General features: G+C 61.2%; 10 protein-coding genes. 5 read left to right on the top strand and 5 right to left on the bottom strand.

Translation table 11 applies throughout. The features are described from left to right. The first annotated feature begins 416 nt into the window (after positions 1-416). From AC3ITY_RS04805 to AC3ITY_RS04790, 4 genes are read left to right on the top strand one after another with little or no spacing between them, the layout of a single operon-like run. Complete coding sequence (locus tag AC3ITY_RS04805; RefSeq protein WP_477763283.1) at positions 417-893, top strand: formate dehydrogenase subunit gamma; 477 nt, start codon at positions 417-419, stop codon at positions 891-893. After that, positions 893-2,452, top strand: a complete 1,560-nt coding sequence (locus AC3ITY_RS04800) for a formate dehydrogenase beta subunit (RefSeq protein WP_489307909.1) — start codon at positions 893-895, stop codon at positions 2,450-2,452. The genes AC3ITY_RS04805 and AC3ITY_RS04800 overlap by 1 nt, the downstream gene beginning before the upstream one ends. Next, a complete protein-coding gene (gene fdhF / locus AC3ITY_RS04795) occupies positions 2,449-5,331 on the top strand; it encodes a formate dehydrogenase subunit alpha (RefSeq protein ID WP_489307908.1) in 2,883 nt (960 codons plus the stop codon). Before AC3ITY_RS04800 ends, fdhF begins: the two co-directional genes overlap by 4 nt. Continuing rightward, a complete protein-coding gene (locus tag AC3ITY_RS04790) occupies positions 5,328-5,549 on the top strand; it encodes a formate dehydrogenase subunit delta (RefSeq protein WP_046040259.1) in 222 nt (73 codons plus the stop codon). The genes fdhF and AC3ITY_RS04790 overlap by 4 nt, the downstream gene beginning before the upstream one ends. A 236-nt stretch (positions 5,550-5,785) precedes the next feature. Here AC3ITY_RS04790 and AC3ITY_RS04785 read toward each other — a convergent pair whose 3' ends face one another. After that, on the bottom strand, positions 5,786-6,058 hold the full coding sequence (locus AC3ITY_RS04785) for a hypothetical protein (RefSeq protein ID WP_489307906.1): 273 nt from the start codon (positions 6,056-6,058) through the stop codon (positions 5,786-5,788). A 671-nt stretch (positions 6,059-6,729) separates the two neighbouring features. Here AC3ITY_RS04785 and AC3ITY_RS04780 point away from each other — a divergent pair. Further along, a complete protein-coding gene (locus AC3ITY_RS04780; protein WP_489307904.1) occupies positions 6,730-7,770 on the top strand; it encodes a DMT family transporter in 1,041 nt (346 codons plus the stop codon). A 36-nt stretch (positions 7,771-7,806) separates the two neighbouring features. Here AC3ITY_RS04780 and AC3ITY_RS04775 read toward each other — a convergent pair whose 3' ends face one another. The 4 genes from AC3ITY_RS04775 to AC3ITY_RS04760 form a co-directional block, all read right to left on the bottom strand. Further along, positions 7,807-8,154: a potassium channel family protein gene (locus tag AC3ITY_RS04775; RefSeq protein ID WP_489310775.1), complete on the bottom strand. Its 348-nt coding sequence runs from the start codon at positions 8,152-8,154 to the stop codon at positions 7,807-7,809. A gap of 317 nt (positions 8,155-8,471) precedes the next feature. Beyond that, the gene (locus AC3ITY_RS04770) at positions 8,472-10,115 is read right to left on the bottom strand and encodes a fatty acid--CoA ligase (RefSeq protein ID WP_489307902.1); all 1,644 of its coding nucleotides are present in this window, start codon (positions 10,113-10,115) and stop codon (positions 8,472-8,474) included. Between the two features lie 24 nt (positions 10,116-10,139). Then, on the bottom strand, positions 10,140-11,918 hold the full coding sequence (locus tag AC3ITY_RS04765) for an acyl-CoA dehydrogenase C-terminal domain-containing protein (RefSeq protein WP_489307901.1): 1,779 nt from the start codon (positions 11,916-11,918) through the stop codon (positions 10,140-10,142). A 6-nt stretch (positions 11,919-11,924) separates the two neighbouring features. Further along, positions 11,925-14,444 carry an efflux RND transporter permease subunit gene (locus AC3ITY_RS04760; protein ID WP_489307899.1) on the bottom strand — a complete coding sequence of 840 codons (2,520 nt, stop codon included), beginning with the start codon at positions 14,442-14,444 and terminating at the stop codon, positions 11,925-11,927. Positions 14,445-14,450 lie beyond the last annotated feature (6 nt).

Here is a 14,450-nt window from a genome sequence, read left to right as displayed (position 1 = left end):
GAGCGAGCTTCTACAGGGGTTGTGGGGAATCGGTTTTGAGATTTCCGGCTTTCGAGTGCTTTCGGTGGGCTTGATCGTCACCTTCTCCACAAGCAATCCGCTGTGCATAACTCCAGCAACCTCCCCTCTGGCACGGCGCCTCCCGCCTCATTCTTCTAGACTCAATACAAGGTCGTAGACAGAACCAAACACGTCGCTCTGGTGCGGCCGATTCAAGGGCCGCGTGGCAATCTGGCTTTTATGCCCCTATAGCGGCGCGGCGAAGACCGCGCCGGGCACAACAAGATGCCCGCTCAGGGTGCCCTGGCCGACGGTCTGTAGATGCCACGATACCGTGACGTGGTGTGAATGCCGCAGCCGACACTTTCGGACAACCGACGACCTTCTGGTTTGTCCGTGACCGTGAGGATTGCTGAATGCCTGATGAGATGTTGCACCTGCCTGTGGTCAACAGTCTGCTGGAGCGCCATAAGGGCACCCCGGGTGCGCTGTTGCCCATTCTTCATGATATTCAGGAGCACATCGGTTACATCCCCGATGTCGCCGTCCCCGAGATTGCCCATGCCCTCAACCTGAGCCAGGCCGAGGTTCGTGGGGTGATCAGTTTTTACCATGACTTCCGTACCGCGCCGCCCGCGCGGCATATCCTTCGGCTGTGCCGGGCCGAGTCCTGCCAGAGCCGCGGTGCCGAGCAGCTTGCCGCGCAGTTGCGCGAGCGTCTGCAACTGGACGATCACGGCAGCAGCGCCGACGGCAGCATCAGTTTGCGCCCGGTGTATTGCCTTGGCGCGTGCGCCTGTTCGCCGGCCCTGGAGCTGGATGGCCGGGTGCATGCGCGGCTCAGTGCCGAGCGTCTGGATGCCCTGCTTGACGCTTGCCGGGAGGACGCGTGATGCCGACTCTTTATCTGCCTTGTGATTCCCTTGCCCGTGCCGTGGGTGCCGATGAGGTGGCAGTGGCCCTGATCACTCAGGCCCGGGAACGCAATCTGCCGCTGGAGTTGCAGCGCACCAGTTCGCGTGGTCTGTATTGGCTGGAACCGTTGCTGGAGGTGGACAGCCCGAAAGGCCGTATTGGCTTTGGGCCGTTGACTGCTGCGGATGTGCCGTCGGTGCTTGATGCCCTGCAAGGCGAGCCATCCGCTCATCCGCTGGCCTTGGGGCTGGTGGAAGAACTGCCTTATCTGAAGACTCAGCAGCGCCTGCTGTTCGCCCGTGCCGGCATCACCCGGCCGCTGTCCCTGGAGGATTACCGGGCCCACGGCGGTTTCGAGGGTTTGACCCAGGCCATCGCCATTGGCGGCGAGCAGACCGCGACGGCGGTGTTCGATTCAGGCCTGCGTGGCCGTGGCGGCGCAGCGTTCCCCGCCGGTATCAAGTGGCGCACGGTGCGCGGCACTCAGGCGGCGCAGAAATATATCGTGTGCAACGCCGACGAAGGCGACTCCGGCACCTTTGCCGACCGCATGTTGATGGAAGGCGACCCCTTCCTGCTGATCGAAGGCATGGCGATTGCCGGCATTACCGTCGGCGCCAGCTACGGCTACATCTATGTGCGCTCGGAATATCCGGATGCCGTGGCCACGCTGCGTGCAGCGTTGAACATCGCCCGAGATGCCGGTTACCTCGGTGCCAATGTCGGCGGCAGCGGTCAGGCATTCGATATGGAAGTGCGCGTCGGTGCCGGTGCTTATATCTGCGGTGAAGAAACCGCGCTGCTGGACTCCCTCGAAGGCAAGCGCGGGATCGTCCGCGCCAAGCCGCCGATTCCGGCGTTGAAGGGGTTGTTCGGCTTGCCGACGCTGGTGCACAACGTGCTGACTTTGGCCTCGGTGCCGCTGATTCTGGCCAAGGGTGCGCAGTTCTATCGCGATTACGGCATGGGCCGTTCTTTGGGCACCATGCCCTTCCAGTTGGCGGGCAATGTGCGTCGCGGCGGTCTGGTGGAACGGGCCTTTGGCCTGACCCTGCGGGAGCTGGTGGAAGACTACGGCGGTGGTACCGCCAGTGGTCGGCCGCTGAAGGCTGCGCAGGTCGGCGGCCCGCTCGGCGCCTGGGTTCCGCCTTCGCAGTTCGATACGCCGCTGGATTACGAAGCCTTTATGGCCATCGGCGCGATGCTCGGTCACGGTGGTGTGGTAGTGGCTGACGACACCCTGGACATGGCCCGCATGGCGCGCTTCGCCATGCAGTTCTGCGCCGAGGAATCCTGTGGCAAATGCACGCCCTGCCGCATCGGCTCGACCCGCGGCGTCGAGGTGATCGACCGCCTGCTGGCCGCGCCTGACCAGATCAGTCGTGATGAGCAGGTGATCATCCTCAAGGACCTGTGCGACACCCTGCAATACGGTTCGCTGTGCGCGTTGGGCGGCATGACGTCTTATCCCGTGGCCAGCGCCCTCAAGCACTTCCCCGCTGACTTCGGTCTGCAAGCCTCGGAGGCCGAACAATGATCACTCTCTTCGACCCGAAAACAGACATTGACCTGGGTACTCCGGCCCGCGACAGCCAGGTGCAAGTCACCCTGAACATCGATGGCCGCAGCATCAGCGTGCCCGAAGGCACCTCGGTGATGCGCGCCGCCGCGTTGCTGGGCACCACCATCCCCAAACTCTGTGCCACCGACAGCCTGGAAGCCTTCGGCTCGTGCCGCATGTGCCTGGTGGAGATCGACGGCATACGCGGTTATCCGGCGTCCTGCACCACGCCGGTCAGCGAAGGCATGAGCGTGCACACCCAGACGCCCAAGCTCGCAACGCTGCGGCGCAACGTCATGGAACTGTACATCTCCGACCACCCGCTGGACTGCCTGACCTGCTCGGCCAACGGCAACTGCGAGCTACAAACCGTGGCCGGCCAGGTTGGCCTGCGGGAAGTGCGTTATGGCTATGAAGGCGAGAACCATTTGGAGGACGTGAAAGACACCTCCAACCCCTATTTCGACTACGACCCGAGCAAGTGCATCGTCTGCAACCGCTGCGTGCGCGCCTGCGAAGAAACCCAGGGTACCTTTGCCCTGACCATTACCGGGCGCGGCTTCGAATCCCGCGTGGCGGCTGCTGGCGGGGATAACTTCCTCGACTCGGAATGCGTGTCCTGTGGCGCCTGTGTGCAGGCCTGCCCTACCGCGACGCTGATGGAAAAAAGCGTGGTCGAACTGGGGCAGCCCGAACGCAGTGTGATCACCACTTGCGCCTATTGTGGCGTGGGCTGTTCGTTCCGTGCCGAGATGAAAGGCGACCAGTTGGTACGCATGGTTCCGGACAAGAACGGCCAGGCCAACCACGGCCACTCCTGCGTCAAAGGGCGCTTTGCCTGGGGCTATGCGACCCACCCGGATCGCATCACCAAGCCGATGATCCGCAAGCACATCAGCGACCCCTGGCAGGAAGTCAGCTGGGATGAAGCGGTGACCTACGCCGCCAGTGAATTCCGCCGGCTGCAGCAAAAATATGGTCGCGACTCCATTGGTGGCATCACCTCCAGCCGTTGCACCAACGAAGAAACCTACCTGGTGCAAAAACTGGTGCGGGCCGCCTTCGGTAATAACAACGTCGACACCTGTGCGCGGGTCTGCCACTCGCCCACCGGCTATGGCCTGAAACAAACCCTGGGCGAGTCCGCCGGCACCCAGAGTTTCGACTCGGTGATGCAGGCCGACGTGATCCTGGTGATGGGTGCCAACCCCAGCGACGCCCACCCGGTGTTCGCCTCCCAACTCAAACGCCGCCTGCGTGAAGGCGCGCGGCTGATCGTCATCGACCCACGACGCATTGATCTGGTGGATACGGTGCATGCCCGCGCCGAGTATCACCTGGCCCTGCGCCCCGGTACCAACGTCGCCATGCTCAACGCCTTGGCTCATGTGATTGTCACTGAAGGACTGCTCAACCAGGCCTTTATCGACGCCCGTTGCGAGGGTAGCGATTTCGCGATCTGGAGTGAGTTCGTCAGCCGTGCGGAAAACTCGCCGGAAGCCCTCGGCCCTGTCTGCGGTGTACCCGCTGCCGACATCCGTGCCGCTGCGCGCCTGTATGCCACCGGTGGCAATGCGGCGATCTACTACGGCCTGGGTGTCACCGAGCACAGCCAGGGCAGTACTTCGGTGATGGGCATTGCCAACCTGGCCATGGCCACCGGCAACATCGGCCGCGAAGGCGTGGGCGTGAACCCGCTACGCGGGCAGAACAACGTCCAGGGCTCCTGCGACATGGGTTCCTTCCCCCATGAACTGCCCGGCTACCGGCACGTCTCCAACGAGGTGGTACGAGCGCAGTTCGAACAGGCCTGGAACGTCACCCTGCAACCCGACCCGGGCCTGCGTATCCCCAACATGTTCGAGGCAGCCTTGGGCGGCAGCTTCAAGGGCCTGTATTGCCAGGGCGAAGATATCGCCCAGAGCGACCCCAATACCCAGCACGTCACTGCGGCTCTGTCGGCCATGGAATGCATAGTGGTGCAGGACATTTTCCTCAACGAAACCGCCAAGTTCGCCCACGTGTTCCTGCCGGGCTGCTCGTTCCTGGAAAAAGACGGCACCTTCACCAACGCCGAGCGACGCATCTCCCGGGTGCGCAAGGTCATGGAGCCGCTGGGCGGCAAGGCCGACTGGGAAGGCACCGTGGCCCTGGCCAATGCCCTGGGCTACCCAATGAATTACAAACATCCGTCGCAAATCATGGATGAAATCGCCAGCCTGACGCCGACTTTCACCAACGTCAGCTACACCGAACTGGACCGCCACGGCAGCCTGCAATGGCCGTGCAACGCCGAGGCACCGGACGGCACACCGACCATGCACATCGAAGAATTCGTGCGTGGCAAGGGGCGCTTCATGCTCACCGGCTACGTGCCCACCGAGGAAAAGGTCAACAGTCGCTATCCGCTGCTGCTGACCACCGGGCGCATCCTCAGCCAGTACAACGTCGGCGCCCAGACCCGGCGCACCGACAACGTCGCCTGGCATGACGAAGACCGCCTGGAAATCCACCCGAGCGACGCCGAGAGCCGTGGCATCAACGAAGGTGACTGGGTCGGCATCGGCAGCCGCGCCGGGCAGACCGTGCTGCGGGCGCGGATCACCGAACGGGTCGCCCCGGGCGTGGTGTACACCACCTTCCACTTCCCGGAATCGGGCGCTAACGTGATCACCACCGACAACTCCGACTGGGCCACCAACTGTCCGGAGTACAAGGTCACCGCCGTGGAGGTCAGCCGCGTTTATCACCCTTCGGAGTGGCAGAAGCGCTTCCAGGAATTCAGCGACGAACAACAGCGCCTGCTTGACGCTCGTCGCCAGGAACGCGGGACCAAAGCCGAGGTGCGCCGATGAGCACGGACAACCTGATCAAGATGGCCAACCAGATCGCCCAGTACTTTGCCAGCCAGCCGGACCAGCAACAGGCGGTGCTCAGCGTGCGCAATCATATGCAGATGTACTGGGCGCCCAGCATGCGCAAGGAGTTGCTGGCCTGGCAGACGGAGCACCAGGGGGCGGACTTGCACCCGCTGGTGCAGGCGGCGGTGACTGGGGCGGGTTGGGAGGCTTAGGCCTGGAAGTTCGGGCTGAATAACTGTGGGAGCGAGCCTGCTCGCTCCCACTGGGATTGCATGTACTTTGATTCAGGCTAGTCAATTTGAATCGGCTCAGGAGTGAGGTACTGTCGCCGAAGGCAAAAGGCATAAATGTTCATGCCTGATAAATACATTGTAATAGGGCTATCCATTTCGAAGAGCTTGGTGGCCACGGGAACCACCACCAAGCATTCGATATCGATTTTATTACTTTACTGCTTCACTTTGTTCTCATCGAACACCCATCCAAACTCCCCCTTATGATTTTGATCTAGTTTAAGGCCTTTATCCTCTCCTTTAATTGTTACTTTACGCAACACATCGAGAAATGGATCACTTTTTACACAAGAATCTTTAGCGAGCTTCAGATTATCGATAGCTGAGTCTATTTTTTTGACCAATGAGTTTAATTTGTCTGCTTTAAAGCTTGCATGCTCATAAGAGCTCCGCCCCAATTGATTTTTCCAGGCATTGACCAATACCATTTAATTAGACAAGTTCTTATGAATAGTTTTCGCACTACTCATGATAGTTATTTTCTCATCAGCAGAAAGCTTCTGACTCTTGAGCTCCACAACCATTTTCGAGGAGCTTTGCAGTACAGTTTTTATACTACGCGCCAAGTTATCAATATCGCTTTTATGCACAGTTTTTTGGTCAGTATCAATAGGTATTAACCTTAAGCCGTGACTGCCAGATACGTCCATCGCCACTTATCTCCAGAGTAATTTTAAATACGCAAGGCATTTACATACAGCAGCCGCAGAACAGGTTATTGCCCCATTACAAACAGCTGAACTTGAAGCCTATAACGCAATAAAATATTTACTCTTTCAAATTTCGCTCACTTTTATAAATTCATTTCGCTGCCCCCTGGCATCCCGGTTCAGATGCTTCAGATCAACGAACGGGTCGCACCGGGCGTGGTGTACACCACCTTTCACCTCCCGGATTCGGGCGCCAACGTCATCACCACCGACGACTGCCCCTGGCCTGCTGGCTGAAAAAACTGTGGGAGCGGGCTTGCTCGCGAAGGCGTCAGTTCAGGCGACATTGATGTTGAATGTGCTGGCCTCTTCGCGAGCAAGCCCGCTCCCACAGGGGGGTTCTGAGCGTATCCTGTTCACGACTGCCTTCCCTGAGCCCCGGAACCACAATGACCAAAAGCATTCTCTACGCCTTGGGCGCTGCTGCCTTGTTCGGCGCCAGCACGCCCTTGGCCAAGTGGCTAGGCTTGAACGTATCCCCCATCCTCCTCGCCGGCCTGCTTTACCTGGGCAGCGGCGTCGGGCTGACGCTGACCCGCCTGATCCGTGATCGTGGCTGGCGGCCGACAGGCCTGACAGCCCCTGAGTGGCCGTGGTTCATCGGGGCCATTGTGTTCGGTGGCGTACTGGGTCCGGTTTCATTGATGTTTGGACTCACCCTCACCTCTGGCACCACCGCATCACTGTTGCTGAACCTGGAAGCCGTGTTGACCGCACTGATGGCGTGGGTGGTGTTCCGGGAGAACGCTGACCGGCGCATTGTTGCGGGGATGGTGGCCATTGTTGCCGGGGGCGTGTTGTTGGCGTGGCCTCGCACTTCGGCAGAGGTTCATGGCTGGTTGGGGCCTGTCGCGGTGGCGGTGGCCTGCTTTTGTTGGGCCATTGATAACAACCTCACCCGCAAGGTGTCTGCGTCGGATGCGTTGTTTATTGCTGGCACCAAAGGGCTGGTGGCAGGGGCCGTCAATTGCACGCTAGGGATCGCGCTGGGTATGCACCTGCCAGAATGGTCGCTTCTTGGGCCAACCCTGCTGGTGGGCTTTTTGGGGTATGGCGTTAGTCTGGTGCTGTTCGTCCTGGCGTTGCGGGGGCTTGGTACGGCGCGGACCGGGGCGTACTTTTCTACGGCACCGTTCCTGGGAGCCGCGATAGCGATCCTGTTTTTCGGTGAAGCCGTGACCTGGGTGTTCTGGATCGCTGCCGGCCTGATGGGGCTTGGGGTCTGGATTCACCTGACCGAGAGTCACTCACACGAGCATCAGCACGAACCGCAAATCCACGACCACAAGCACGTCCACGATGAGCATCATCAGCATGAACATGCCTTTGAGTGGGATGGTGTGCAACCCCATAGCCATGTTCACCAACACTCACCGATCGTCCACAGTCACCCGCACTTTCCCGACATCCATCACCGGCACTCGCACTGAGCCCCGGAGGCTGCGGCCATTTATAACCGGCCGCCCTTACTCGACTTCCTTCTGCCGTGACGCCGTCACGGTCACTTCAATTGCCCGGACACTGATCGCCGCGAATGTCGCGGTCATCAGCACGCCGTTGAAACCCAGCAGGATCGCCAGCACCCGCGAAACGCCCAGCTTGGGCACCAGCTCTCCATAGCCGATGGTCAGCCCGGTCACGAAGGCAAAGTAGACACCGTCATCAGGGCTCCATCCTTCCAGCTGGGCGATGATGAGGCCAATCGCAACGATCACTAACAGCAGTATCGAGAAGATCGGCCACACCACTTTGAAATAGAACCAGACGGCTTTGTAGAACTCTTTGCGGACGTTTGATGCACGGGCGAGGTTCATGGCGTGGGCTTCCTTGGGTTTGACTGGCCGGCATTCGAATGCGCGGCGGTTCAATACCCCGTTCAGCTTGGCACAAGCGTTGAAAACTGCGACCAACGGGGCGTTATCTTTGGCGAGGACTATGACAAAGATGACGCCCCGCAAACTATCCAGAAACCGCCTGCTGCTGGATTCATTGTAGGAGCGAGCATGCTCGCGATGGTCGTTAACGATAACGCTGTAAACCTGATAGCCCACGGCGCTCTCTAGTCCATCGCGAGCATGCTCGCTCCTACAGAAAAGTTGCCATCATCGGTGGTGATGGCAGGTTTTACCCCTCAGTTCGCTTCAGTTTCCCGAATCAGCTTCTTGTTGATCTTGCCGACGCTGGTCTTGGGGATTTCGGTCACGAACTTGAACTGCTTGGGGATCGCCCATTTGTTGATGCGCCCGCCGTCGACGAAGGCTTGCAAATGAACCTCCAGAATCTTGCGGTCGAGGTATTGCCCTGGCTCGCAGACGACCATGGCCATCGGGCGTTCGCCCCACTGTTCATCGACGATGCCCACGACGGCGACGGACATGACGCCCGGGTGCTCGCTGATCAGGCTTTCCAGTTCCAGTGAGCTGATCCACTCGCCGCCGGTCTTGATCACGTCCTTGATGCGGTCCTTGATTTCTACGCCGCCCAGTGGGTCGATCGAGGCCATGTCGCCGGTGTGCAGCCAGCCGTTGTGCCACAGCTCCGCGCCTTTGTCCGGGGCTTTCAGATAGCCCTGGGTCAGCCACGGCGCGCGCACCACGATCTCGCCCAGGGACTCACCGTCGTGGGCCACATCGTTGCCCTCGGCGTCGATGATCTTCAGGTCGACCATCGGCACCGGCGTGCCGGTCTTGATGCGCGTCGGCAGTTGGGCCTCGGCGGACAGTTGGCGGTCTTCATCGCGCAGGTACGTCAGGCACAGCAACGGGCAGGTCTCGGACATGCCGTAGCCGGCGTGCACCACCATGCCTTTGGCATTGGCTTCGCTAGCCACGCCCAGGGTCAGCGCGCTGCCGCCCAGGAGCATTTTCCAGCCGTCGAAACGGGTCGCCTTGCCTTCTTCACAGTTAAGGATCATCTGCAAAATGGTCGGCACGCAGTGGGAGAAGGTCACCTTCTCTTCACGGTACAGCCTGACCAGGCTGTTGGGCTCGTAGCGGCCGGGGTAGACCTGCTTGATGCCCATCAGGGTCGCGACATAGGGCACGCCCCAGGCATGCACGTGGAACATCGGCGTGATGGGCATGTACACATCGTCGGAACGCAGCAGCGGCTGGCCCTGATAGACGCCCAGGGTGCCGACGGCATTCAGGGTGTGCAGCACCAGTTGCCGGTGGCTGAAGTACACGCCTTTCGGGTCGCCGGTGGTGCCGGTGGTGTAGAACAGCGTGGCGACCGAGTTCTCGTCGAAATCGGGGAAGTCGTACTGGTCCGGGGCCAGGGACAGCAGGTGCTCGTATTCGCCCAGCACCGGCAGCGAGGTCGTGGTCGCCTCGTCATCGGTGAGCTGCAGGTAGCCTTTTACGGTTTCCAGCCGACCGTGGATCTGCTCGACCAGTGGCAGGAAATCATCATGCACCAGCACCAGGTCATCCTCGGCGTGGTTCATGGTGAACAGCACCTGCTCTGGCGACAGGCGAATATTCACCGTGTGCAGCACCGCGCCGATCATCGGCACGGCGAAGAAACATTCCAGGTAACGGTGGCTGTCCCAGTCGAGCAGGGCCACGGTGTCGCCAGCCTTGACCCCGGCCGCCGTCAACGCATTGGCCAGTCGGCGGATACGCTTGTTGAGGGTCTGGTAGCTGTAGCGCAGCTTGTCGGCGTAGACGATTTCCCTGCCCGGCTGGTAGCGCACGCCGGACAGCAGCAATTGCTTGATCAGCAAGGGATAGACATAAGCGCCGTCGGCGGGCGGAATTATTTTTGTCGCCATCATGATTAAGGTTCCTTGTCCTTTCGATCAGAACTGATCGGCTTGCAGCTCGTAGAGGCAGTCGCTGCCGGCCTTGGCCGATGCGCTCAACGAGTGGATACGCGGCAGCAACCGGGCGAAGTAGAAACGCGCGGTGGCCAGTTTGCTGGTGTAGAAATCGTCCTCGGCATCCCCGCTCATGACGACCTTGGCCATGCGCGCCCACATGTAGGCGTACGCGGTGTAGCCGAACACGTGCAGGTACTCGACCGAGGCCGCGCCGATTTCATTCGGGTTGTTTTGTGCCCGGTCGAGCAACCACGCGGTCAGTTCGTCGAGGGTGTCCACGGCGGCGTTCAACGGCTGGGTGAACTCGCCAAGGTTCGCGCAGGCAGTGGCCGTGAAACTGCGGATTTCCGAGGCGAACAAGCGGTAGAGCGCCCCGCCGCTACCGACGATCTTGCGTCCGGCCAGGTCAAGCGACTGGATGCCGTTGGTGCCTTCGTAGATCTGGGTGATGCGCACATCGCGCACCAGTTGCTCCTGGCCCCACTCACGGATGTAGCCGTGGCCGCCGAAGACCTGCTGGCCGTGGATGGTGGTTTCCAGGCCCATGTCGGTGAGAAATGCCTTGGCCACTGGGGTCAGCAGCGATACCAGATCCTGCCCGCGCTGGCGTGTCGGTGCGTCTTCGCTGTACTTGGCGATGTCCAGTTGCAGGGCCACGTAGCTGGAGAACGCGCGGCCGCCTTCGTTCAAGGCTTTCATGGTCAACAGCATGCGGCGCACGTCCGGGTGCACGATGATCGGGTCGGCGGCTTTGTCCTTGTGCTGCGCGCCAGTCGGTGCGCGGCTTTGCAGGCGGTCACGGGCGTATGCGACGGCGTTCTGGTACGAACGCTCGCCCTGCGCCAGGCCTTGAATGCCGACACCCAGACGCTCGTAGTTCATCATGGTGAACATGGCGGCCAGGCCCTTGTTCGGTGCGTCGACGATCCAGCCGGTCGCGCCGTCAAAGTTCATCACGCAAGTGGCGGAGGCCTTAATGCCCATCTTGTGTTCGATGGAACCGCAGGACAGCGCGTTGTTTTCACCCAGCGATCCGTCGGCGTTGACCAGCACTTTCGGCACCAGGAACAGCGAGATGCCTTTCGGTCCGGCCGGTGCATCCGGCAGTCGTGCCAGTACCAGATGGATGATGTTCTCGGTCAGGTCGTGCTCGCCACCGGTGATGAAAATCTTGCTGCCGCTGATGGTGTAGCTGCCGTCAGCCTGGGGTTCAGCCTTGGTGCGGATCAGGCCCAGGTCGGTACCGGAATGGGCTTCGGTCAAGCACATCGAACCGGTCCAGGTGCCGGCGTACATGTTCGGCAAGTAAGCCGCTTTCAGCTCTTCGCTGGCGTGGGCCTTGATTGACAGGCACGCGCCGGCGGTCAGCATCGGGTACAGGCCGAACGACAGGCTGGCCGAGTTGACCATCTCTTCGACCTGCGCCGAAATCGCCTTGGGCATGCCCATGCCGCCGTACTGCGGATCACCGCCGACACCCACCCAACCGCCTTCGGCGAAGGCTTGATAGGCCTGGGTAAAACCGTCCGGGGCGCTGACCGAGCCGTCGTTCCAGGTGCAGCCCTGTTCGTCGCTGGCGCGGTTCAGTGGCGCGATCACTTCGGCGCTGATCTTGCCGGCCTCTTCGAGGATGGCGGCGGCGGTCTCTTCATCGATAACCTCGGCCAAACCGGGTAATTGAGCCCAGAGCCGGGACACCTGGAAAACCTCGTTGAGTACGAAGCGCATGTCGCGCAGGGGAGCTTTGTAATCAGACATCTTGGCTTACTCGGAAGTGGTCACGGCATGGGGCATGCCGGGACGTTCAGTGGATTCAGCGTTTTCGGTTGCCGCGACAGAACCGGGCTGCGGTGCCCGTTCGCGCAGCAGGAACCAGGACAGGGCCGGAATCAGGATCAGCGCGCCGAGCATGTTCCACAGGAACATGAAGGTCAGCAGGATGCCCATGTCGGCCTGGAACTTGATCGGCGACCAGACCCAGCACACCACGCCGGCCGCGAGGGTGATGCCCACCAGCCCGACCACGCGGCCGGTGAACGACACGGCGTTGCGGTAGGCCTCGGACAGCGGCAAGCCCTGGCGCTGGAAGTGCAATTGCACGCTGAGCAGGTACAAGGCGTAGTCCACGCCGATGCCCACGCCGAGGGCGATCACCGGCAGGGTCGCGACTTTCACGCCGATGCCCATGGCCACCATCAAGGCTTCGCAGAGGATCGAGGTCAGCACCAGCGGCAACAGCGCCACCAGCGTGGCGCGCCAGCTGCGGAAGGTGATCAGGCAGAACAGCGTCACCGCCGCATAGACGTACAGCAGCATGGTGCGGTTGGCTTCACGCACCACGATGTTGGTTGCGGCTTCAATACCGGCAGTACCGGCGGCGAGCAGGAACTGGCGATCCGCGGTGCTGTTTTCCTTGGCGAACTTGTCGGCAATCGCCACCACCGCATCCAGGGTTTCGGCCTTGTGATCCTTGAGGAAGGTGATCACCGGCATCAGCGAGCAGTCAGTGTTGAACAGCTCCGGGGAGTTGACCGAGGCTTGTTGGGCGGCGTAGTTCAGCACGTCCTGGTTGCGCTGGATGCTGTTGAGCTTGGGGTTACCTTCGTAGGTGCCGGCGGTGATCTGGCGTACCGCGTTGACCAAGGACGCGGTCGCCTGCACACCCGGATACTGTTGCAGCTCCCAGGCCAGGCGGTCGGCGAGCACCAGGGTCTTGTAGTTCAGGCAGCCTTCCGGCGCGGTCTTGATCATCACCGCGAACAGGTCGCTGGACAGCGCGTAATGCTGGGTGATGTAGGCGTTGTCGCGGTTGTAGCGCGAGTCGGCGCGCAACTCCGGCGCCCCGCTGTCGAGGTCGCCGATCTTCAGGTTCTGGCTGACCATGTAACCGCCGATGCCCATCAACACTGCGACCACTACCGCGCCGGTGGCCCACTTGGCGGTGGTGAAGCGATCGAGCGCGTCCCACAGTCTGCCGAAGCCTTTGTGCTTCTCTGCGCGGTTGTCGATTTTCAGCGCACGCTCGGCGGCCTTGGCGCCGACGCCGACGTAGGACAGCGCCACCGGCATCAACAACAACGAGGTGAAGATCAGCACCGCGACACCGATGCTGGCAGTGATCGCCAGGTCCTGGATCACGGGAATGTCGATCAGCATCAACACGGCGAAGCCCACGGCGTCGGCCAGCAGCGCGGTGACACCGGCGATGAACAGACGGCGGAAGGTGTAGCGCGCAGCGATCAGTTTGTGGGTGCCTCGGGCGATGTCCTGCATGATGCCGTTCATCTTCTGTGCGGCGTGGGACACGCCGATGGCGAAGATCAAAAACGGCACCAGCACCGAGTACGGATCGATGGCGTAGCCGAGCCAGGCGACAATGCCCAGCTGCCAGACCACCGCGATCAGCGAGCAGCCGACCACCAGCAGAGTGCTGCGCACGCAACGGGTGTAGCCGTAGATGATGATCAGCGAGGTGACCACGGCCAGGCCGAAGAACATCATCACCTGGATCAGGCCGTCGATCAGGTCGCCCATGAGTTTGGCGAAGCCGATCACCCGCACCTTGTAATGGCCGGTGCCTTCGACCCCGGATTTACGCGCCGCACTGTCGCCGGCGTATTCGATCTTGTCGCGCAACTGCTCTTCGAGCATCTGCGAGAACGCGTGGTAGTTGATGCGTTGACCACCGGCGGCGGCTTTGTCCATCAGCGGCACGATCAGCATGGTCGACTTGAAGTCGCTAGCCACCAGGCTGCCCACCAGACCGGCGCGGGAGATGTTCTGGCGCAACTGTTCAATGTCGGAGGGCGAGCCCTGATAACTGTCGGGCATCACCGGGCCACCCTGGAAACCGTCCTCGGTGACTTCGGTCCAGCGCACCGCCGGGCTCCACAGCGACTTCATCCAGGCGCGGTCAACGCCTTCGGTGAGGAACAGCTGGTCGTTGACCTGCTTGAGCACGTCGAGGTATTGCGGATCGAAAATATCACCCTGGGTGTTCTCGACCACGACGCGCACCGAGTTGCCCAGACCGCGCAGCGACTGGCGGTTTTCCAGGAAGTTCTGGATGTAGGGCTGGCTCTGGGGAATCATTTTTTCGAAGCTTGGGCGCAACTCCAGGCGAGTCACCGCCATGAAGCCCAGCACCACGGTGGCCAGCGCCATCAGCAGCATGAACAGCGGGCGGTAGTTGAACACCAGCCGTTCGAGGAGGTTGCCGGAGCGCTGGTCGAAATCCCGCAGCTCGCGGATCACCGGCATGGCGTCTTGTTTGATATTGCCCATGTCTGG

It is taken from the genome of Pseudomonas sp. GL_091, from assembly GCF_057837725.1.
This window is presented reverse-complemented; position numbering and strand designations above follow the sequence as displayed.

Excerpts from the sequence above, each read along its gene's own strand:
- AC3ITY_RS04805 (WP_477763283.1), top strand. The coding sequence starts at position 417 with ATGCCTGATGAGATGTTGCACCTGCCTGTGGTCAACAGTCTGCTGGAG.
- AC3ITY_RS04800 (WP_489307909.1), top strand. The coding sequence starts at position 893 with ATGCCGACTCTTTATCTGCCTTGTGATTCCCTTGCCCGTGCCGTGGGT.
- fdhF (WP_489307908.1), top strand. The coding sequence starts at position 2,449 with ATGATCACTCTCTTCGACCCGAAAACAGACATTGACCTGGGTACTCCG.
- AC3ITY_RS04790 (WP_046040259.1), top strand. The coding sequence starts at position 5,328 with ATGAGCACGGACAACCTGATCAAGATGGCCAACCAGATCGCCCAGTAC.
- AC3ITY_RS04785 (WP_489307906.1), bottom strand. The coding sequence starts at position 6,058 with ATGGTATTGGTCAATGCCTGGAAAAATCAATTGGGGCGGAGCTCTTAT.
- AC3ITY_RS04780 (WP_489307904.1), top strand. The coding sequence starts at position 6,730 with ATGACCAAAAGCATTCTCTACGCCTTGGGCGCTGCTGCCTTGTTCGGC.
- AC3ITY_RS04775 (WP_489310775.1), bottom strand. The coding sequence starts at position 8,154 with ATGAACCTCGCCCGTGCATCAAACGTCCGCAAAGAGTTCTACAAAGCC.
- AC3ITY_RS04770 (WP_489307902.1), bottom strand. The coding sequence starts at position 10,115 with ATGATGGCGACAAAAATAATTCCGCCCGCCGACGGCGCTTATGTCTAT.
- AC3ITY_RS04765 (WP_489307901.1), bottom strand. The coding sequence starts at position 11,918 with ATGTCTGATTACAAAGCTCCCCTGCGCGACATGCGCTTCGTACTCAAC.
- AC3ITY_RS04760 (WP_489307899.1), bottom strand. The coding sequence starts at position 14,444 with ATGGGCAATATCAAACAAGACGCCATGCCGGTGATCCGCGAGCTGCGG.